Annotated in this window: 16 protein-coding genes; 7 read left to right on the top strand and 9 right to left on the bottom strand. The window is 69.5% G+C overall.

Features of this window, described 5'->3' with window-relative positions:
* Nucleotides 1-27 precede the first annotated feature (27 nt).
* Nucleotides 28-2,775: a PEP/pyruvate-binding domain-containing protein gene (locus AC1DZV_RS09000; protein WP_476950728.1), complete on the bottom strand. Its 2,748-nt coding sequence runs from the start codon at nucleotides 2,773-2,775 to the stop codon at nucleotides 28-30.
* A gap of 37 nt (nucleotides 2,776-2,812) precedes the next feature.
* Nucleotides 2,813-3,850: a universal stress protein gene (locus AC1DZV_RS08995; protein ID WP_476950727.1), complete on the bottom strand. Its 1,038-nt coding sequence runs from the start codon at nucleotides 3,848-3,850 to the stop codon at nucleotides 2,813-2,815.
* A 472-nt stretch (nucleotides 3,851-4,322) separates the two neighbouring features.
* Here AC1DZV_RS08995 and AC1DZV_RS08990 point away from each other — a divergent pair, with 472 nt between their 5' ends.
* A complete protein-coding gene (locus AC1DZV_RS08990; RefSeq protein WP_043436212.1) occupies nucleotides 4,323-4,952 on the top strand; it encodes an NAD(P)/FAD-dependent oxidoreductase in 630 nt (209 codons plus the stop codon).
* A 40-nt stretch (nucleotides 4,953-4,992) separates the two neighbouring features.
* On the opposite strand, the gene AC1DZV_RS08985 is transcribed toward AC1DZV_RS08990, so the two are convergent.
* Nucleotides 4,993-5,586 (bottom strand): copper resistance CopC family protein, encoded by a 594-nt coding sequence (locus tag AC1DZV_RS08985; RefSeq protein WP_476953492.1) that lies wholly within the window; start codon nucleotides 5,584-5,586, stop codon nucleotides 4,993-4,995.
* A gap of 121 nt (nucleotides 5,587-5,707) precedes the next feature.
* On the opposite strand from AC1DZV_RS08985, the gene AC1DZV_RS08980 reads away from it, so the two are divergent.
* Nucleotides 5,708-7,150 carry an NCS2 family permease gene (locus AC1DZV_RS08980; protein WP_028277143.1) on the top strand — a complete coding sequence of 481 codons (1,443 nt, stop codon included), beginning with the start codon at nucleotides 5,708-5,710 and terminating at the stop codon, nucleotides 7,148-7,150.
* Between the two features lie 150 nt (nucleotides 7,151-7,300).
* Nucleotides 7,301-8,260 carry a formimidoylglutamase gene (gene hutG / locus AC1DZV_RS08975; protein WP_476950725.1) on the top strand — a complete coding sequence of 320 codons (960 nt, stop codon included), beginning with the start codon at nucleotides 7,301-7,303 and terminating at the stop codon, nucleotides 8,258-8,260.
* Nucleotides 8,261-8,290: 30 nt separating this feature from the next.
* Here hutG and AC1DZV_RS08970 read toward each other — a convergent pair whose 3' ends face one another.
* From AC1DZV_RS08970 to AC1DZV_RS08950, 5 genes are all read right to left on the bottom strand, one after another.
* Nucleotides 8,291-9,595, bottom strand: coding sequence for a cation:proton antiporter (locus tag AC1DZV_RS08970; RefSeq protein ID WP_476950724.1), 1,305 nt, complete (start codon nucleotides 9,593-9,595; stop codon nucleotides 8,291-8,293).
* 113 nt (nucleotides 9,596-9,708) lie between these two features.
* A complete protein-coding gene (locus AC1DZV_RS08965) occupies nucleotides 9,709-9,945 on the bottom strand; it encodes a hypothetical protein (protein WP_018774814.1) in 237 nt (78 codons plus the stop codon).
* Between the two features lie 152 nt (nucleotides 9,946-10,097).
* Nucleotides 10,098-11,690, bottom strand: a complete 1,593-nt coding sequence (gene hutH, locus AC1DZV_RS08960) for a histidine ammonia-lyase (protein WP_476950723.1) — start codon at nucleotides 11,688-11,690, stop codon at nucleotides 10,098-10,100.
* A gap of 7 nt (nucleotides 11,691-11,697) precedes the next feature.
* On the bottom strand, nucleotides 11,698-13,395 hold the full coding sequence (gene hutU, locus AC1DZV_RS08955) for a urocanate hydratase (RefSeq protein WP_243181347.1): 1,698 nt from the start codon (nucleotides 13,393-13,395) through the stop codon (nucleotides 11,698-11,700).
* A 264-nt stretch (nucleotides 13,396-13,659) separates the two neighbouring features.
* Complete coding sequence (locus AC1DZV_RS08950) at nucleotides 13,660-14,535, bottom strand: IclR family transcriptional regulator (protein WP_476953491.1); 876 nt, start codon at nucleotides 14,533-14,535, stop codon at nucleotides 13,660-13,662.
* 280 nt (nucleotides 14,536-14,815) lie between these two features.
* Between AC1DZV_RS08950 and AC1DZV_RS08945 the strand changes: the two genes are divergently transcribed.
* A complete protein-coding gene (locus tag AC1DZV_RS08945) occupies nucleotides 14,816-15,733 on the top strand; it encodes an SDR family oxidoreductase (protein WP_476953490.1) in 918 nt (305 codons plus the stop codon).
* 56 nt (nucleotides 15,734-15,789) lie between these two features.
* Nucleotides 15,790-16,230, top strand: coding sequence for a protein-tyrosine phosphatase family protein (locus AC1DZV_RS08940; RefSeq protein ID WP_028277136.1), 441 nt, complete (start codon nucleotides 15,790-15,792; stop codon nucleotides 16,228-16,230).
* A gap of 28 nt (nucleotides 16,231-16,258) precedes the next feature.
* Here the strand turns inward: AC1DZV_RS08940 and AC1DZV_RS08935 are convergent, their stop codons facing one another.
* Nucleotides 16,259-17,230 carry an NAD(P)-dependent alcohol dehydrogenase gene (locus tag AC1DZV_RS08935; protein ID WP_459383657.1) on the bottom strand — a complete coding sequence of 324 codons (972 nt, stop codon included), beginning with the start codon at nucleotides 17,228-17,230 and terminating at the stop codon, nucleotides 16,259-16,261.
* Between the two features lie 265 nt (nucleotides 17,231-17,495).
* Here AC1DZV_RS08935 and AC1DZV_RS08930 point away from each other — a divergent pair, with 265 nt between their 5' ends.
* Together AC1DZV_RS08930 and AC1DZV_RS08925 are read left to right on the top strand one after the other, a co-directional pair.
* On the top strand, nucleotides 17,496-18,992 hold the full coding sequence (locus AC1DZV_RS08930) for an amino acid permease (protein WP_476953489.1): 1,497 nt from the start codon (nucleotides 17,496-17,498) through the stop codon (nucleotides 18,990-18,992).
* Between the two features lie 64 nt (nucleotides 18,993-19,056).
* Complete coding sequence (locus tag AC1DZV_RS08925) at nucleotides 19,057-19,692, top strand: LysE family translocator (RefSeq protein ID WP_476950719.1); 636 nt, start codon at nucleotides 19,057-19,059, stop codon at nucleotides 19,690-19,692.
* Nucleotides 19,693-19,765: the final 73 nt, after the last annotated feature.

Here is a 19,765-nt window from a genome sequence, read left to right as displayed (position 1 = left end):
GAAGTGGCCGGCGTCAGGGTGACGGCGTCAGGGTGCCGGCGGCGTTGACGGCGTCACGGTGCCGGCGGCGCCGTCGACCGTAATGCTGTGGCCCGTGGCGATCCTCGACGTCGCGTCGGGGACCCCCACCACTGCGGGGATCCCGTATTCCCGGGCGACGACGGCGCCGTGGGAGTTGGGCCCGCCCATTTCCATCACGAGGCCGCCGGCCGTCAGGAACAACGGCGTCCAGCCCGGATCGGTGGACGGCGCCACGAGGATCTCGCCCGGTTCCAGGTGCGCGCCCTGGGGGTCCAGGATCACCCGGGCCCGGGCCGTGATGGTGCCGGCCGAAGCTGGCGTGCCGGAGAGCCGCCCCGCGCCGCCGTCAGAACCCGCCGGCCCCCTTCCGCCGGCTGTGGTCTGTATCGCAGTGATCTGCACCGCCTCGGGCTCGGTACCGTCCGAGAGCAGCACGCGGGGAATGTGCCGGCGCCCCAGTTCGGCCGCGTACGCCTCCCGGCGCCGTGCCACGAGCCCCTGCAGCGCGGCGCCGCCGAGCCCCCGGTGCGCGTCAGCCAGGTCGAGGAAGAAGATATCGTCCGCCGCATCGATGGCCCCGGCCGCGGCGAGTTCGGCCCCGACGGCTGCGAGCTGTTGCCGGACGGCGCCGAGCGCTTCCACGAGGTGGTACTTGGGCAGCTCACGCAGCCCGGCGAACATCCGGGTCCGCCGCAGCGCGGCGCGGGCGAGTGCACCGCGAAGGCGGCTGCGCTGCCCCGCCGCGGCCACCAGCCCGGCCACCTGCGCCTCCGCCTCGCGGGCCGCCTTGCCGAACTGCCGGTCCGGGGCGAGCGCAGGATCATCCATGCGCAGATAGTTGGCCAGGACCCCGAGGATGTGGGTCGGGTCATCAGACCAGCGGGGCATGCCGACGTCGATCTCCGCCACGGCCCGGTGGCCGTACCGGCCCAGGAAATCCCGCAGCCCGGATTGCACGACGCCGGGCAGGTCCCCCGCCCGGTAACGCCGGGCTATCTCGGGCAATGCGGCTTCCCCGAACACCGCCGCCGACGCCGGGTCGTGGCGGATGGCAGTTGCGAGCGACCACAGGTCCAGGTCCATTTCGGTGGTCACGTTGTTGGGCAGCCCCCGCAGGACTTCCTGCAGCGCCCCGTTCCCCTGTTTCCCGGCGAGTTTTCCGGCCACGGCCAGCAAGGCGAACCCCAACGCGGGCAACGGCAGGAGGGCGGGAACCACCGGAAAGACGTTCCGGCCGAGGATCCGCTCAACGTGGTCCAGGCGCTGCGCGGCCGTGGCGCCGGCGGGCACCGTGAGTGAGGCCCTGAGCTGTTCGCCCACCCGGTCTGCCCGGCGCAGCGCGTCCTCGGGCCGGATCAAGGCACGGATCAGCGTCTCCGGGACTCTCGCCCGCGCCGCCACCGGGGCGATGTGGCGCAGGAGCCGCCAGGGCGAGGTTGAGACGACGGAGAACCGGGGGTCGGCGAAAAGTTGGCGCAACACGACGGCCGAACGCGCCTCCATGACGTCAAACACGCGGGGGACGATGGCGCGCCCCGTCTGGCTCCGGAGCACCGGCGTGAGATCGAAGAAAATCCGCTGGCCGGCCTCCGCGTACGGCGCGGGCCCGTCACGGGGCACCGGCACCGGGAAATGCGCCGCCCCCGCAACCGAGGACGCAATCAGCCGGATGCCGGCGAGTCCCATCGGGGTGAGGGGCCGGGTCAGCCCCTGGGCCAGGCTGAAGCACAAATAGACCCGCGGCGTCGGCCCGGAGGGAGGCCGGTCCGGCATCGGATAGAGCGTGGTGATGGGCCTGGACTGCGTCAGCCACACGGCACCGTCCCGGCCGATGGCCCATTCGAGGTCCTGCGGCGAGCCGAAGTGCACCTCCGCGCGGCGGCCCAGGAGCTCCAGGGCTGCCAGTTGGGCGTCGTCCAGGCTGGGCGCCAGCCCGGCGTCCGGTTGCGCCACCCGCTCGGTGCCGCCGCCGGGCAGGGGACGGATGAGCAGGCCCTTGTCCCCAATTCGCCGCTCGAGGATCCGTCCCGTGGTGCCATCGAGCACGAAGTGGTCAGGGTTGACCGCCCCGGACACCACGGCCTCCCCCAGCCCCGGGCTGGCGTCGATGACGGCCTCGTGCCGCCGGCCGGTCACGGGATTGGCCGTGAACAGCACCCCGGCCACGGCCGCGTCCACCATGCGCTGGACCACCACGGCGAGGGACACCGCCGAGGGCTCAATCCCCTGCACCGCGCGGTAGGTCACCGCGCGGTCTGTCCACAGCGAGGCCCAGCACCGGCGGACGGCTGCCAGCACGGCATCCGCACCCACCACGTTCAGGAAAGTGTCCTGCTGGCCGGCGAAGCTGGCAAACGGCAGGTCTTCGGCGGTCGCGGAGGACCGCACGGCGACCGCCGTGTCGGTGCCCAGCGCCGCATAGGCGGCGCGCACGGCGGCGTCGATGCCGGCGGGGACATCGGCGTCGAGCACCAGCGCGCGGGCCTTCGCGGCAAGCGCAGCCAGCCCCGCCAGGTCGTCGGGGGCTGTTGCGGCGAGGGCGCGGTGCACGTCCGCCAGCGCCGGGGATGCCGTGGCGTCCAGATACGCCCTGGTGGCCAGGCAGAAGCCGGCGGGCACCGGTAGGCCGGCGCGTGCCAGTTCGCCCAGGTTCGCCGCCTTCCCGCCGACGGTGGCCAGCATGTCCGGGCCAAGGCGTTCAAGGGCCAGGACCGGCCCGCCCTCGGCAGGGTCCGGCGTCCCGGGGTGCTCCATCCGTTAACCGTCCTTCCGACGCCGGGCCCGTCGCCTTCTAGGAGTCGCCGAGCATCGGGCCGAAGCTGGCTCTGTCCGCCAGCCGCGGGTCGTCGCGGTCCGGCACCACCATGACCGGGCCCTTGGCGTGGTGGAGGACGCCGTCGGACGTGGAGCCCAGCAGCATCCCGGTGAATCCGCCGCGCCCTCGGGTGCCGACCACCACGAGCTCCACGTGCCGGCTGGCGTCGACGAGGATGTCGACGGGCGAGCCGTCGACGAGCTGCGTCTCCACCTGCAGGGCCGGGAAGTGGCTCCGCAGCCAGGCCACGCCGGCGTCGAGCTGTACCTTGATGTCGGCGAACAGTGCGTCGCGATCCATCGGGGTGGGCACCCATGCCAGCGAGCCGGTGTACTGCGGCACCGCGCACACCACGCGGAGCCGGGCGGAGAGCCGCTCGGCCTGCGCTGCGGCCTCCAGCACGGCGACGCGGGCCTGCTCGGAACCGTCGACACCGACGACCACGACGTTCTCCACCGGCTGGCTGCCCGACCTGGCACGTTCGGCGAGGACGTGCTTGTCGTCTGTGGTTTCGCCCAGGCGGTCCGCGCAGATCAGCGGCACGGTCACGGTGGGGCACTTCGAGTGGGCGGGCAGCGCGCTGCTGACGGAGCCGAGCAGCCGGCCCACGAAGCCACCGCGGCCGCGGGTGCCGAAGACCAGAAGCTCCGCGGTTTCGCTGATTTCCAGCAGCACGCCGGACGCGTCCCCGTTTTCGACGGACGCGTCGACGTCGATGTTGTAGAAGGCGATCTTGTCCATGGCGTGCTTGAGGATGGCTTCGGCGCCCTCGCGGATCACGGAGTCGTCCACCGTGGCGTAGCCGCCGTCGAGCCCGGAAGCGGCGAAGATCGGAACGGAATAGGCGGTCACGATGTGCAGCGGGCGGCGGCGGCGCTCCGCCTCGCGGGCCGCCCACACCAGGGCGCAGTGGCTGTGGTCCGAGCCGTCCACTCCCACGACGATTCCGCGGGGCGGCGCCGGCTCGCCACCGGTCTCCCATGCCGGGTCCGGATGCACCTGTTCACGGCCCATAGGGTCCGCCTCCTCGCGATTCTTGCCTGATGTTGCGGCTATTCTGCCAGAAGTACTGCCGCCCGGCGTCCACCGGCGAGGCGACCCGGAATCTGCGTGCAGGAACCCCTGATTTTCCTCACTATTCTCGGTTAATTGCGAACATTCAAGACGGCGGCACGGCGTCCCCGGCCGCCCGCGGCGGAAGGATTTACGCAGAGTTAACACGCCGTTTCCCGGCCCGGAAATTCAGGCTTTTGAGCCGGTTTCCGCTGGAGCGGGGGCACGGAAACCGCCGGAATCCGGCACCACAGCCAATGTCCTACCTCCCCTATCCACGGGCGGGAATCTTAGGTATCCTTCGAGGCATTGCTGAACCGAGACTGGTGTTCCAGAAAGCAGCCGCTGGGGCTGTGGAACCAGGCACGGGTTGGCGTCCGGGGTTTCCCCCGCGACTCGCACCATTTCAAGGAGGTACCCTGCAGTGTCGAGCATGCCTTTGTACGGCGGGATTGAGCGGACCACGGCCGTAGTCATCGGGACGGGGCTCTCCGGCCTGGCTGTGGCCAGCGAGCTCCAGCGCCGGGGCGTTGCGTCCATCATTGTGGACGGGCTCGACCTCCTGGGTGCCGGCCATCCGGCCAACACCTCCTCGCTTCAGCGCTGCGACGCGGCGGACGCCGCAAGCCTGAGGGAGCGCAACGAAATCCTGCGGCACCTGCGCAACTACGCCGCAAGCCACAAGCTCGACGTGCGGAACAACATCCGGGCCCTGCAGCTGGACCTCCTGGAGGCCGGCACGGACGGCTCACCCACCGAGAAGTGGGCCGTCCAGACCCCGGGCGGCGTCCTGCTGGCCGACCACCTTGTCCTGACCCGCTGCGCCCACAGCCAGCTGCGCCGCATGCTCTCGGAACTTGGCATGGCAGCCGGGCAGAACCTCATGGCGGCGATGCATGCCTTGGGAATGTACCTCGTGGGGGTGGGCGAGCTCATTACCCCGACGCCCAAGGAAGTCCTGCGCCAGGCCAAAGTGGTGGGACAGGCAATCTCCGCCAAGGTCCACCCGAACGGGATCCCCGCGCTGCTGCCCGGCGGCTTTGCCCTGGCCGCCCCCGCCTAGCAGCGCTTTGGCCGCGTTGCCGGAGTCGCGTCGGTTTGTTTCAGCCTTCGGTGTCGCCGCCATCGTCCGGTGTGAGGCGGCGTTTGGCCATCAGGCCCAGGGCCACCAGGATGCCGACCCCGACGGCGACGAAGACCATGACGCTCCAGGGAAACTGCTGCGACCCGGCTGGCGCAGGGGCAGGCGCCGGTGTGGTCCCCGGCTGGGCGGTGCCCATCGTGGGGACGCCGGCAGCCGCCGTCGTGCCTGCCGCAGCCGCCGTCGCGGTGAACGTGAAGCTGCCCTCGATCGGGTGGCCGTCGGAGCTGGCCACCCGCCAGTGCACGGTGTACGGCCCTGCGGGGGCGCCGGACTTCAGCTTCTGCGCAGCGACGTTGTCCACGATTTCCACGGGACCGTCCGACCAGTTGGCGCCGGTGGCGTCATTGACCAGGATCTGCGACCCCAGGGCGAGCGGATTGTGGTTGAACGTGACCGAGACCTGCTCCGGCGGTGCCGCGACGGTTGCCCCGGCAGCCGGGCTGGTGGACTCCGCGGTGTCGTGCGCCGCCGCCGGGCTCACTGCTCCCAGCAGGACGGCCACAAGGACGACGGCGCCCAGCAGGGCGCTGCGAAGCTGGCGGATACGGCGCATGGGCAGGCTACTCCTAGTGTTGGCTTCCTTACAGACTAGGCGAAAACGCAGGGTTGGCCCTCGGGCGCCAAATAAGATATATGCAACACCCATCACTCCCGGAGGACTAATGCAAGACCTAATGCTCAAGCAGGGCTCGGCACTCGACCGGTATTTCAAGATATCCGAGCGGGGGTCGAACGTCTCGCGCGAGATCCGCGGAGGGTTCGCCACGTTCTTCGCCATGAGCTACATCGTGGTGCTGAATCCGCTGATCCTCTCCGGGCCGGACTCCTCGGGCGCCACGCTGGGCTTCCCCGCCGTCGCCGCCGTCACCGCGTTCGTGGCCGGCATCCTGACCATCCTCATGGGCGCGTGGGCCAAGCATCCCTTCGCCCTGGCCACCGGGCTCGGCGTCAACGCGTTCGTCGCCGTCACGGTGGCCACGAACCCCGGCCTGACCTGGCCGGACATGATGGGCCTGGTGATGCTCTCGGGCATCACCATGCTGATCCTGGTCCTCACCGGCTTCCGGACGGCCGTGTTCAAGGCCGTACCCGAGGGGCTGAAGACCGCGATCGTGGTGGGCATCGGCCTGTTCATCGCCCTGATCGGTCTCGTCAACGCGGGCTTCGTGCGCCGCGTCCCCGATGTCGCCGGCACCACCGTCCCGGTCGGCCTGGGCTTCGACGGCAAGCTCCTGGGCTGGCCGACCTTCGTGTTCGTCTTCGGCCTGATCCTGACCATCGCGCTGGTGGTCCGGAAGGTCAAGGGCGCCATCCTGATCGGCATCGTGGCCTCGACCATCCTGTCCGTGATCCTGGAATCCATCCTGCACATCGGGCCCAGCTTTGACGGCAAGACCCACAACCCGCAGGGCTGGTCCCTCGTGGCACCGCAGTTCTCCGAGTGGACGGCCCCGGACCTGTCCCTGATCGGCAAGGCCAACCCCTTCGGCGCCTTTGAACACCTCGGCTTCGTCGCGGCGACCCTGCTGGCGTTCGTGATCCTGCTCAGCATCTTCTTCGACGCCATGGGCACGATGGTGGGACTGGCCACCGAGGCCGGCACCATCGACAAGGACGGCAACATCCCCGACGTCGACCGCGTGCTGCAGGTGGACGCCCTGGGCGCGATCATCGGCGGCGGCGCCTCCGTCTCCTCGAACCAGATCTACGTCGAGTCCGGTGCCGGCATCGGCGAAGGCGCACGCACCGGCCTGGCCTCCGTCGTCACCGGCCTGCTGTTCCTCGTGGCGATGTTCTTCACCCCGCTGATCAACCTCGTGCCGTTCGAGGCCGTGGCCCCCGCCCTCGTGGTGGTCGGCTTCATGATGGTCTCCCAGGTGGGCAAGATCGACTGGCAGGACTGGGGCATCGCGATTCCGGCCTTCCTGACCTTCACCCTCATGCCGTTCACGTACTCGATCGCCAACGGCCTGGGCGCTGGCTTCATCAGCTTCGTGCTGATCCGCCTGTTCGAGGGCCGTGCCCGCGAGGTGCACCCGCTGATGTGGGCCGTGGCGTCCGCGTTCCTGCTCTTCTTCGCGATCGGCCCGATCGAGGCCGCCCTGGGGATCCACTAACGCAGCCCCGCCCGCGGTCACGCCCGCCGGGTGGGCCMCGCCCMCCCGGCGTGGCCCGCCCGGCGGCGTTTAAGCTCGGTTTCCGGGATTCCGGACAGTCCGACGGCGGTCCGGCTGGTTTTCCGGCCCGGGCTGCGGTGAGCTAGGGGCATGGTTTCTCCCGCGCTCCCCGTTGATGTCCCGCCCCAGCCCTGGACCGGCAGGTTCGACGGCGACGGCGACGAGCACCGGCGCTGGTGGCAGGCGGTGACCCCCTACGCTCCCGGCACGGTTCCGGCGGGTGTCCCTGCTGCGCGCCCCGCCGTCATCCTCGGCTTCGGCAGCGACGCCGGGGTGCGGCGGAACAAGGGCCGGACCGGCGCCGCGGCCGCCCCCGCCGCCATCCGGGCCGCGCTCGGCCCGCTCGCGTTCCACCTGACGCGGGCCGTGCACGACGCCGGCGACGTCACCGTGGCCGGGGACGCGCTCGAGGCAGGACAGGCACGCGCCGGGCTCGCGATCACCAGTCTGCTCGACGCCGGCGGGCTTCCCGTGGTGCTCGGCGGCGGACACGAGACCGCCTTTGCCAGCTATCTCGGCGTGGCCGGGTCGGCGGCCGTGCGCGAGGGCCTGAGCGTCGGCGTGCTGAATCTCGATGCGCACTTCGACCTCCGCGATGAGCCGGTGCCCAGCTCCGGCACGCCGTTCCTCCAGATGGCCCGCACCGAAGCAGCCGCCGGCCGCGAACTGCGCTACGCCGTCGTCGGGATTTCCGAGCCGAACAACACCCGCACGCTGTTCCGGACGGCAGACGAGCTCGGCGTGGATTACCTGCTGGACGAGGACTGCTCGGCGGACGCCGCGCACGCGTTTGTGGCAGCCTTCCTGGCACAGGTGGACGCGGTGTACCTGACCATCGACCTGGACGTGCTGCCGGCCTCCGTGGCCCCCGGGGTGAGCGCTCCCGCGGCCTTTGGTGTGCCGCTGCCGGTGATCAGCGCCGTGTGCCGCCAGGTGGCCGCGAGCGGGAAGCTCCTGCATCTGGATATCGCCGAGCTGAACCCGGAGTTCGACATCGACGGCCGCACCGCCAAAGTGGCCGCCCGGCTGGTCAATACGCTGCTGGGATAGGCGGGGCGGCGGGAACGGTCAGCCGCCGCCTCAGATAGGCGTTTTCGGCGCCTTGCCCTCGTCGCCATGTTGCTGCACAGCCTTCCGTTCGCGTAGCCGGTCCAGCCGGTTCATGACGGGAGCCGTTGTCGCCCCATGCAACACGATGGACATCCCCACCACCAGGCCGATGAACGCCCACAATTCCTCGGCCTGGGCTCCAAAGTCGCCGTTGCTGAGCGCGTATGCGAGATAGTAGAGCGAGCCGATGCCGCGGATGCCGAAAAAGGCGATGGCGATCCGTTCCCGCGGGCCGGTCTTACCCCGGGCGAGGCCGGTCCAGCCGGCCAGCGGACGGACGAGCAGCAGGAACGCCAGCGCCACCAGAACCTCCGCCCAGCCAATGCCGGCCAGCAGACCTCGTGCAATCGCGCCGCCCAGCAGCACCAGGATGACCACCGTCATGAGACGTTCGAGCTGCTCCACATAGGCGTGCATGACACGGTGAAACCCATGCGTGCGTTCAGCGGCCCGAATGGTCACGGCGCATACAAAGACGGCGATGAACCCGTAGCCTTCCAGCATTTCCGTCACCCCGTACGCGAGGAACGTCGCCGCCAGCGCCACGAAGCCCTCCGAGTGGTTGGACAGCCGGATGCTGTCGCGGGCGGAGAAGAACAGCTGGCTCAACGCTTTCCCGGCCAGCCAGCCGACGAGTAGCCCCATGCCGATCCGCCACAGGACATCGGTGAGGAACCAGGGCCAAAACCACTCGGACGGCGCCGACCCGGACAGGCTGATGGCGATGGCCAGGTAGACAAACGGAAAGGCCAGCCCGTCATTCAGGCCTGCCTCGGAGGTGAGGCCGAAACGGATCTCGTCTTCGCCACGCTCGGTTTCGTGCTCGTCGTCGGCGGGCTCGCCCACCTGCACTTCAGAGGCCAGCACCGGGTCGGTTGGGGCGAGCGCGGCTGCGACCAGCAGTGCCGCTCCGAGCCCCAGCCCCAGCGCCCAGAGCCCCAGCAGGGTCAGTGCAACAATGCAGACCGGCATGGCGATCCCCAGCATCCGCCAGGTGGTGGACCATTCGCGTCGTCCCACGGGACGGTCGAGTGCGAGGCCCGCGCCCATCAGGGAAATGATGACGCAGACTTCCGTCACGTGGGTGGTGAACTCCCCATATTGCAGGGGATCTGGCGCCGGCAGGCCGGGGATGAATGTGAAGGCGAGTATGCCGGCGGCCAGGAAGACCATCGGCATGGACAGCGGCGCGTTTCGCAGCAGCTTGGGCAGGAGTGCGGCGGCGAAAACGGCCATGCCTGCCGCGGCAAAAACGATGCTGGGAGCCTCAAACACTGCGTGGTCCTCCTGCCCGGGCCCGGATGCCCGGGGGATGAGTCGGGGCCCCGTCCCTGTGGAACGGCGCCCCTCACCCAACGATACGCGTGAACGCGTAAAACCCGGCCAGCCTAGCTGCGGCGGACCTGCACGCCGTCGGACTGCAGGAAAAGCTGCGTTTCCGACGGCCCCGCGGGGACCAGCCAGAGCACATTCCCGCTTACCGAGACCTCTTCGACCTCACCGGCCGCAATGACCTGTGCGTGCTTGACAATTTCGACGCGTTCGCCGACCCGGAGGCCGCTCCAGTCGGAAACCGTAGCTGCGGATGCTAGGCGCCTGGACAGTACCGTGCCGCGTGCTTTCATAGAACTCTTACCCCTTTGTATGTGTTCTTTGCCACAACTTCGTTGGTGTGGACTCTCCATTTGTACTACAGTTCCCGGGCCCCCGCCGTCCGTGTCGCCAAAGATTTCGGGGGCGCCGGGAATTGTTCAGCTGCCCTGCATTTTGTTTCTTCTCAGGCGAGATTTCCGACGGCGGATTCGGCCGCCGCCCGGACCTTGCCCGAGGCCACGAGGGCATCCGCCGCTTCGAGCTCCGGTGACAGGAACCTGTCGGTGCCCGGACCGTCGACGACGTCGCGCAGCGCGGCGATCACGGCCGCGCCCGCAGGTCCCGGCGTGAGTTCGCCGCCGGAGAGCTGGGTGCGGATGTCCAGCGCCCGGGCCGAGGTCACCAGTTCGATCGCCAGGACCCGGCGCAGGTTCTCCACCGCGCGGCGGAGCTTGCGGGCCGCGTGCCAGCCCATGGAGACGTGGTCCTCCTGCATCGCCGAGCTCGGGATCGAGTCCACCGACGCCGGGACGGCCAGCCGCTTGTTGTCCGAGACCAGGCCGGCCTGCGTGTACTGGGCGATCATGAGGCCGGAGTCGACGCCGGGGTCCGAGGCCAGGAAGGCGGGCAGCCCGTGCGAGCGGGCCGGGTCCAGCATCCGGTCGGTCCGGCGCTCGGCGATGGAGCTCAGGTCCGCGACGGCGATCGCCAGGAAGTCCAGCACGTAGGCCACCGGGGCGCCGTGGAAGTTGCCGTTGGAGCTGACCCGGCCGTCGGGCAGGACCACCGGGTTGTCGATCGCGGCGGCCAGTTCGCGGGAGGCGACCAGGGCGGCATGGTCCACGGTGTCGCGGACGGCGCCGGCCACCTGGGGTGCGCAGCGCAGCGAGTAGGCGTCCTGGACCTTGGTGTCGTTGATCCGGTGCGAGGCCACGATCGGGGAGTTGGACAGCACACGGAGCATGTTGTCCGCGGCGGCGGCCTGGCCCGGGTGCGGGCGCAGCGCCGCGTGCAGCTCCGGCAGGAACACCTGGTCGGTGCCGAGCAGCGCCTCGACGCTGAGCGCGGCGGTGATGTCCGCCGTCGTAAGCAGCTGGCGGATGTCCGCGATGGCCATCAGCAGCATGCCGAGCATGCCCTCGGTGCCGTTGACGAGGGCCAGGCCCTCCTTTTCGGCCAGCGTGACGGGTTCGATGCCGTGCGCGGCGAGGAGCTCGGCGACCGGGCGGGCATCCTTGCTCCCGTACAGCGTGCCGTCGGGGCCGGTCGCCTCACCTTCGCCCATCAGGACCAGGGCGCAGTGGGACAGCGGCGCGAGGTCGCCCGAGCAGCCGAGGGAGCCGAATTCGCGGACCACCGGGGTGATGCCGGCGTTGAGCACGTCCACCATGGTCTGCAGCACCACCGGGCGGACGCCGGTGCGGCCGGAGGCCAGGGTCTTGGCACGCAGGAACATGATGCCGCGGACCACTTCGCGTTCCACGGCCGGGCCCATGCCGGCGGCGTGGCTGCGGATTAGGGATTTCTGCAGCTGGGTGCGCAGCTCGTTGGGGATGTGCCGGTTGGCCAGCGCCCCGAAGCCGGTGGAGATCCCGTAGGCCGGGACCTCGCTGTGGGCGAGGTCGTCGATGTGGGCACGGACCTTGGCGACGGCGTCCAGGGCGTCCTGGGCGATGGTGACGTGGGCGTCGTGGCGGGCAACGGCCACGACGTCCTCGGGGGTGACACCGCTGGAGCCGAGGGTGACGGTGAGCGGTTCGTGGGTTGTAACAGTCATGGTGTTCCTACTTCTTTTCGTTCATCGGGATGCGGACGCCGCGTTCCTTGGCGACCTCGACGGCGCGGTCGTAGCCGGCGTCGGCGTGGCGGATGACGCCCATGCCGGGATCGTTGGTCAGGAGGCGCGCGAGCTTTTCCGCGGCGAGATCGGTGCCGTCGGCAACGGAGACCTGGCCGGCGTGGATGGAGCGGCCGATGCCGACCCCGCCCCCGTGGTGGATGGAAACCCAGGTGGCGCCGGAGGCCGTGTTGAGAAGGGCGTTGAGCAGCGGCCAGTCGGCGATCGCGTCGGAGCCGTCGGCCATGGCCTCGGTCTCGCGGTACGGGGAGGCGACGGAGCCGGAGTCGAGGTGGTCGCGGCCGATCACGATGGGCGCCTTGACCTTGCCCTCCTTGACGAGCTGGTTGAACAGCAGGCCGGCCTTGGCGCGTTCGCCATAGCCGAGCCAGCAGATGCGGGCCGGCAGGCCTTCGAACTCGACCCGTTCGGCGGCGGCATCGAGCCAGCGGTGCAGATGCTTGTTCTCGGGGAAGAGCTCTTTGATGGCCTTGTCTGTGACTGCGATGTCCTCGGGGTCGCCGGAGAGGGCCACCCAGCGGAACGGGCCGAGGCCCTCGCAGAACAGCGGCCGGATGTAGGCCGGGACGAAGCCGGGGAATTCGAAGGCGCGGTTGTAGCCGCCCTTGCGAGCCTCGTCACGGATGGAGTTGCCGTAGTCGAAGACCTCGGCGCCGGCGTCCTGGAACTCGACCATGGCCTGGACGTGCTTGGCCATCGAGGCCTGGGCCTTCTTGGTGAAGCCTTCGGGATCGGCCGCGGCCTCGCTGTGCCATTCCTCGACCGTGATGCCCTCGGGCAGGTAGCTCAGGGGGTCGTGCGCGGAGGTCTGGTCCGTGACGATATCGACGGTGAGCTCGCCGGCGTTGTGGCGGCGCAGGATCTCGGGGAAGACCTCGGCGGCGTTGCCGACGTAGCCCACGGACCAGCCGCGGCGCTCTTCCTTGGCCTTCAGGACCTTGGCGATCGCGGCGTCGAGATCAGTTTCGACCTCGTCGAGGTAACGCTTCCCGGCCCGGCGGCGCAGGCGGGTCTCGTCGACGTCGACAATCAGGCAGGCGCCGTCGTTCAGGGTGACGGCGAGCGGCTGGGCGCCGCCCATGCCGCCGCAGCCCCCGGTGAGGGTCAGGGTGCCGGCGAGCGTGCCGTTCTCGTCCCCGGTGAGCTTACGGGCGATCGCGGCGAAGGTCTCGAAGGTGCCCTGCAGGATGCCCTGGGTGCCGATATAGATCCAGGACCCGGCGGTCATCTGGCCGTACATCATCAGGCCCTCGGCCTCGAGCCGGCGGAACTCGGGCCAGTTCGCCCAGTCGCCGACGAGGTTGGAGTTGGCCAGCAGCACGCGCGGTGCCCATTCGTTGGTGCGGAAGACGCCGACCGGCTTGCCGGACTGGACCAGGAGGGTCTCGTCCTTTTCCATGGTTTCCAGGGTGCGGGTGATGGCGTCGAACGCGGCCCAGGACCGGACGGCGCGGCCGGTGCCGCCGTAGACCACCAGGTCATCGGGGCGCTCGGCGACCTCGGGATCGAGGTTGTTCATGAGCATGCGCAGCGGGGCTTCCGTCTGCCAGCTCTTGGCGGTGAGCTCGGTGCCGCGGGCTGCTTTGACCGGGCGGGCACCGGTGGTGAAATCGGCGGGTGCCATGAGGGTCTCCTTTGTCGCTGGATATGTGGCCGGATGATGTCTGTTCGGACGGGTGTCCTGGTGTATCCGGAGGAATGAGGTTCTGTATCAACTAAAGCCCCTTCGCGGCCGCGGAAACAGGCCTGCCGGAGGGGTGCTGTCCGGGATTCCAGACCCTTCCCCTCCCCCGTTGCGCGATCACTTCCGGTTGCTAAAAAGGGCGAATGGGAGCCCTAAGTGACAGCGCAACCGGGGGGTGGGGATAGGGGTGGGATGGGCAGCCGGTCAGGCGGGGCGGCCGTGGATCCGGACCGAGAGCTCGTTGGCGACCTTCTGGACCCGGGCGGCCAGGACCGGCCAATGATCCGCGGGCAGCTTGTCCTCCAGGAACGTCACGGCGACGGCGGCGGTGGGCCACCCTACGTGGTCGGTCACGGCGGCGGCGATCGAACCGAATCCGGGGGTCACCTCGCCATGTTCGGTGGCGTAGCCGCGCTGGCGGACCTGGTCCAGATGCGAAGACAGCGCGGAGTACTTCATGATGGGCGATTCGGTTTCGTGCCGGGCTGTGAAGGCGGCAGCGTTCGGGTACAGCGCCCGCACCTGCGACTTCGGCAGCGCGGCGAGGATGGCCCGTCCACTGGCGGTCAGATGGCTGGGCAGCCGGACGCCGACGTCGGTCACCAGGGACGGCCGGTTCTTGGCCCGCTCCTCCACGATGTAGAGCACGTCGCGGCCGTGCAGCACCGCCAGGTGCGCGCTTTCGCCGATCACGTCCACGAGCGAGGCGAGCATTGGCCGGCCCAGCCGGGACAGCGGCTCCTGCCGGGAATAGGCCGAGCTGAGCTCGAATGCACTGATGCCCAGGCCGTAGCGCTGCTCCTCGTGCAGGTGCAGCACGAAGCCGTTCGCCTCCATCACCCCGAGCAGGTGGTAGACGCTGGAGCGCGGCAGTCCCAGCGCGGTGGCAATGTTCGACGCCGCCATCGGCCCGCGCCGGGAGGCCAGCAGCTTGAGGATGCGCAGCGTGTTCTCGGCGGCCGGCACCTTCGACGCCGCCTTGGTTCCGGCGGCCCTGTGGACGGCCTTGGGCGCGGGCGTGTCAGGCGCTGCGGACAACGTGGCGGCGGCGGGGCTCACTGCGGTGCTGGTGGGTGGCATTGATCCTCTTCACGGTCGGGTGGTGTCCGGTATCCCGTACTTAAGCATGCGCCCGGCGACGGTCAACCGACAGCCTCCCACAGGAACGGCTGTCTGGAATGCCGGACAAGTGCCACGTTCCGATGGCGGGCCTTCCGCCCCTAGCCCGGGCCGACCCCCGGTGTTCCGATGAACATGGGCGCCGGCTTTCCGGTGCGTGCCCCGCCATCGGACCCCGCCATAGGAGCCGGCCCGTCGCCGGCTGAGCCCAGCCCGTAAGGTCCCGGAGGGAAGGCAAGACGTGAATACAGCACTGTCGGGCAGGGTCGCCCTGGTTGCCGGGGCCACCCGGGGCGCGGGGCGCGGCACCGCCGTCGCCCTCGGCGAGGCAGGAGCGGTGGTGTACTGCACCGGGCGCACCACCTCCCGCCACCGTTCCGACTACAACCGGCCCGAGACGATCGAGGAGACGTCCGGGCTTGTCAGCGCCGCGGGCGGCACTGGAATCGCCGTCGAGGTCGATCACCGCCAGACCGCCGAGGTGGAAGCCCTCGTGCAACGGATCGACGCCGAGCAGGGCCGGCTGGACATCCTTGTCAACGACATCTGGGGCGGCGAGGACTTCATCGAATGGAACACTCCGCTCTGGGCCCACGATCTGAATGCCGGGCTGCAGATGCTCCACCTCGGCCTGGACACCCACCTCATTACGAGCCACTTCGCGCTGCCGCTGCTCACCCGCCGCCCCGGCGGCCTGGTGGTGGAGATGACCGACGGCACGCGCGAGTACAACGCAGAGCACTACCGGGTCTCCGTGTTTTACGACCTCGTCAAGACCGCGGTGCTCCGCCTGGCGTTCAGCCAGGCGGAGGAGCTGAGATCCTCCGGCTGCGCGGCGGTGGCGCTGACGCCCGGCTGGATGCGTTCGGAGATGATGCTCGAACACTTTGGCGTCACCGAGGCAAACTGGCGGGAGTCCGCCGGGACGCAACCGCACTTCGCCGCGATCTCGGAAAGCCCGCTGTTCGTCGGGCGTGCGGTCGCGGCCCTGGCGGCGGATCCCAATGTGCTCGGCCGCACGGGCGGCTCGTATTCGTCCGGCGCGCTGGCCCGCGAGTACGGCTTCACCGACACCGACGGCTCGCAGCCGGACTGTTGGAGGTACCTCGTTGAGGTCCAGGAAGCAGGACTCGACGCCGATGCCGCCGGATACCGCTGACATCCGCCCCTTCCTGGTCACGGACAACCGGCGGCAGGACGGACTACGATCGGTTCATGAAGCACACGTGGGAAGCTTCCGCGGACGGCATCATGGCTCTTCCGTCCGGCCGGCTCGTTCGTGGCCGCGGCCTGCACTACCCCCTTCCGGCCGGGCCGTTTCCCGAGTTCGGCGTGTATTTGCTGGGCAAGCAGCCGCCGCCCGTGGGGTGGGAGTCCCGATGGGTGCCCTGGCCCGACCTTCGGCTGCCTGTCGACCAGCCGGACGCCCTGGAGGCGTTCCGGGAGGCCTGGCGCCGGGCCGAGGCCGAACGGGTTGAAGTGGCCTGCTGGCGCGGGATCGGCAGGACCGGCACTGCGCTGGCCTGCATCGCGATCCTGGACGGAGTCCCGCCCGGCCAGGCTGTGTCCTACGTCCGCCGCCAGTACCGGCGCCGGACAGTGGAAACCCCGTGGCAGCGGCAGTACGTCGCCCGCTTCCCGGCCGGCACACCGTAGGCGGCGGCTAAGGCCTGACCGCTCCGGCTCAAATAGTGACGACGGCCTGCCCGCGGAGGTGTCCATCACGCAGGTCCCGGATTGCCGCCGGCGCGTCCGCCAGGGCGTAGCTCTTGCCGATGACCGGGGTCACCGCGCCCGCCTCGATGAGCCCGGTCAGGAACCGGAGGTCCTCCGCCCGCTCTGCGGCCATGACGCCCCTGAGCCGCTGGCCGACAAACACGGAGAGCAGCCCGGCGCCGAGCGAGCGTTGAAATCCGCCCGTCAGCCGCCCTCCGCCTTCCCCGCCGACGATCGCGAGCGTGCCCTTCGGCTTGAGCGCCCGCCGCAGGACGGTGAGCGGGCGGTTGCCGGCGGTGTCCACAATGAGGTCGAATTGCCGGGATCCGTCTGCGAAATCGTCATGTGTGTAGTCGATGACGTGGTCCGCGCCGATCGAGCGGACCAGATCGGTTTTCGCGGTGCTGCACACCCCCGTCACCTGCGCCCCGAACGCCTTGGCGAGCTGCACCGCGTACGCGCCGACACCGCCGGCCGCGCCGATGACGAGGACCTCCTGCCCGGCCTGGATCCTGCCGGCGTTCCGGAGCGCCTGCAGGGCAGTGACGGCCGAGATCGGGACGGCGGCGGCCTGTTCGAAGCTGAGGTTTTTCGGCTTCAGCGCGAGCCGGCCTTCCTTTGCGCACGCGTATTCGGCGAAGGATCCCTCACAGGTGCCGTACACCTCATCCCCGGTCCGGAAGCCGACAATATTCCGGCCGACAGCCTCCACCCGGCCGGCCACGGCCCGGCCCCGGATGCGGGTCTTCGGTTTCCTGAGCCCGTAGCCGACCACGCGGGTCAGGTACGGAAGGCCCGTCATGAGGTGCCAGACGCCCTGGTCGACACCGGCTGCCCGGACCCGGATCAGCACATCGTCGTCGCCGGGCACGGGGGCGTCGACGTCGCGCAGTTCCAGCACTTCAACGGAACCGTAAACATCCTGGACGATCGCTTTCATGGTGCTTCTCCTCTGGGTCAGCTCGCCATTCCGTAACCGCAGGCGCCGCGCGACACCTTGAATGTGAAGAAATCCTGACATGTTGTCAAGCTCTTTCGCCGCTCCCCCGCCGGTTGGGGTTCGACGACGCCGGCGACCGGCGCCGCGCGGGGGCGCCGCACAGTCTGAAATCAAAGACACGAAGTTCCCGTGAGACTCCTCACAGCAAGGCCGGACGTGGTCTGCTGGATGGCGATCCCCCTCCCAATGACGAGAAGGTATTCGCATGCAACAAGCCCAAACCGCCACGAAGGCGGCTCCTGCCGAGGCCGGCACCGGCAGCGCTGCCACCGCCGTCGGCGCAGCCGTCGACTCCGTACTCAGCCGGGGACTCAACGTCCGCCACATCCGCTTCATGGCGCTGGGCTCGGCGATCGGCACGGGGCTGTTCTACGGCTCCGCCTCCGCCATCCAGAAGGCCGGGCCCGCCGTCCTGCTGGCCTACATGATCGGCGGCGCCGCGGTCTTCATGGTGATGCGTGCCCTCGGCGAAATGGCGGTGCGGCATCCGGTGTCCGGGTCCTTCGGCCAGTACGCGAGCCGCTACCTGGGACCGCTGGCCGGGTTTATGACGGGCTGGACCTATGTCTTTGAGATGGCGATCGTGGCCATCGCGGATGTCACGGCGTTCAGCATCTACATGGGATTCTGGTTCCCCGGCGTGGAGCGCTGGGTCTGGATCCTGGCCATCATCTTCTTCCTGGCTGCCCTGAACCTGCTCAGCGTCAAGGTGTTCGGCGAGCTGGAATTCTGGTTCTCCCTGATCAAGGTGGCGGCCATCATCGCCATGATCGCGGGCGGGGCGGCGATCATCGTCTTCGGCTTCCAGGCCGGCGGCGCCACCGTGGCACCAGGGCTCGGCAACCTCGTGGATCACGGAGGCCTGTTCCCCAACGGGTTCGAAGGACTCCTTGCCTCCTTCGCCGTGGTGATGTTCGCGTTTGGCGGCGTGGAGACCCTCGGCATCACCGCCGGTGAGGCCGCCGATCCGAAAAAGGTCATCCCCAAGGCCGTCAATACCGTGCCCGTCCGGGTCCTGCTGTTCTATGTGCTGACCCTCGGCGTGCTGATGAGCCTGTTCCCGTGGGACGAAATTGGCAGCAACGGCAGCCCCTTCGTGCAGATCTTCAGCGGCCTGGGCATCCCCGCCGCACCCCACATCCTCAACGCCGTGGTGATCACGGCGGCGCTCTCGGCAGTCAACAGCGACATCTTCGGCGCCGGCCGGATCCTCTTCGGCCTGGCCCGGCAGGGCCACGCACCGGCGAGCTTCGGCAAGGTTTCCCGTCACGGGGTGCCGTGGATGACCGTGGTGATGATGACCGGCATCCTGCTGGTGGGGGTGGTGCTGAACGCCGTGATCCCGGAAGACGTCTTCCTGCTGATCGCCTCGATCGCCACCTTCGCGACCGTCTGGGTCTGGGCCATGATCCTGGCCTCCCATGTCGCCATGAAACGCGAGATCGCCCGCAAGTCCCTGCCGGCGTCGGAGTTCCCGTCACCGTGGTGGCCCGCCGCCTCCATACTGACCATCGCGTTCATGGCCCTGGTGATCGTGATTCTGGGCGCCTTCGAGGACACCCGGGTGGCGCTGTACGTGGGCGCCGTCTGGCTGGGCGTCCTGGTACTTGCTTACCGCCTCTGGGTCCGCGGCCACGGCCGGGCGCGGGCGGAACTGGTCGACGAAACCGCCCAGCTCCCGCAGGTTCCCGCCGGGCGGTGATGGGGGCTCGCACCCAAGGGATTAAGACGCTCCCGGGCGGGCCCTCACGGGGTTAGGATCAGGCATGGTCCCCGCCACCAACCTCTTGGCCTTTGCCCTTGCCGCCCTCGTGCTCATCGCCATCCCGGGGCCCAGCGTGCTGTTCGTGATCGGACGGACGCTGGCCCTGGGACGCAGGGGCGGGCTGTTGAGCGTCATGGGAAACGCGGCGGGAGAGGTGGTGCAGATCGCCGCCGTGGCCCTGGGCGTCGGCGTGGTGCTGGCACAGTCCCTGCTGCTGTTCAGCGTGGTGAAATTCGCCGGCGCCGCCTATCTGGTCTACCTCGGGATCCAGGCGATCCGGCACCGCGGCGGCGGCGCGGCGGCGGCGTCGTCCTCGAACCCGGCCTCGACCGCCCGCGTGCTCCGGGAGGGCTTCATCGTCGGCGCGACCAACCCCAAGTCGATTGTGTTTTTCGTGGCCGTGCTTCCCCAGTTCGTGGACTACTCGGCCGGAGCGATTCCCGTGCAGCTCGCCGCCTTGGGTGCGGTCTTCCTGCTCATTGCCCTGGTCTCGGACAGCACGTGGTCCCTCGCGGCCGGGACGGCCCGGCACTGGTTTGCGCGCTCCCCCCGGCGGATCGCCGCTCTCAGCACCACCGGCGGCGTGATGATGATCGGGCTGGGCGGCACCCTGGCGCTCGTGGGCAACAAGAACTAGCGGATTCCTGTCGCCCAGCAGATGGAAGCGGGCGGCGGCGGGCATGTGGAAGCGTGCGTCTAAGCAGGGCCCA

The organism is Arthrobacter sp. P1_D12, from assembly GCF_056406175.1.
Note: the sequence above shows the minus strand (reverse complement) of the source record. Positions and strands in the feature narration are given on the sequence as shown.

Excerpts from the sequence above, each read along its gene's own strand:
- AC1DZV_RS08995 (WP_476950727.1), bottom strand. The coding sequence starts at position 3,850 with ATGGGCCGTGAACAGGTGCATCCGGACCCGGCATGGGAGACCGGTGGC.
- AC1DZV_RS08950 (WP_476953491.1), bottom strand. The coding sequence starts at position 14,535 with ATGCCACCCACCAGCACCGCAGTGAGCCCCGCCGCCGCCACGTTGTCC.
- AC1DZV_RS08980 (WP_028277143.1), top strand. The coding sequence starts at position 5,708 with ATGCTCAAGCAGGGCTCGGCACTCGACCGGTATTTCAAGATATCCGAG.
- hutG (WP_476950725.1), top strand. The coding sequence starts at position 7,301 with ATGGTTTCTCCCGCGCTCCCCGTTGATGTCCCGCCCCAGCCCTGGACC.
- hutU (WP_243181347.1), bottom strand. The coding sequence starts at position 13,395 with ATGGCACCCGCCGATTTCACCACCGGTGCCCGCCCGGTCAAAGCAGCC.
- AC1DZV_RS08990 (WP_043436212.1), top strand. The coding sequence starts at position 4,323 with ATGCCTTTGTACGGCGGGATTGAGCGGACCACGGCCGTAGTCATCGGG.
- AC1DZV_RS08935 (WP_459383657.1), bottom strand. The coding sequence starts at position 17,230 with ATGAAAGCGATCGTCCAGGATGTTTACGGTTCCGTTGAAGTGCTGGAA.
- AC1DZV_RS08985 (WP_476953492.1), bottom strand. The coding sequence starts at position 5,586 with ATGCGCCGTATCCGCCAGCTTCGCAGCGCCCTGCTGGGCGCCGTCGTC.
- hutH (WP_476950723.1), bottom strand. The coding sequence starts at position 11,690 with ATGACTGTTACAACCCACGAACCGCTCACCGTCACCCTCGGCTCCAGC.
- AC1DZV_RS08925 (WP_476950719.1), top strand. The coding sequence starts at position 19,057 with ATGGTCCCCGCCACCAACCTCTTGGCCTTTGCCCTTGCCGCCCTCGTG.
- AC1DZV_RS08940 (WP_028277136.1), top strand. The coding sequence starts at position 15,790 with ATGAAGCACACGTGGGAAGCTTCCGCGGACGGCATCATGGCTCTTCCG.
- AC1DZV_RS08930 (WP_476953489.1), top strand. The coding sequence starts at position 17,496 with ATGCAACAAGCCCAAACCGCCACGAAGGCGGCTCCTGCCGAGGCCGGC.
- AC1DZV_RS08965 (WP_018774814.1), bottom strand. The coding sequence starts at position 9,945 with ATGAAAGCACGCGGCACGGTACTGTCCAGGCGCCTAGCATCCGCAGCT.
- AC1DZV_RS09000 (WP_476950728.1), bottom strand. The coding sequence starts at position 2,775 with ATGGAGCACCCCGGGACGCCGGACCCTGCCGAGGGCGGGCCGGTCCTG.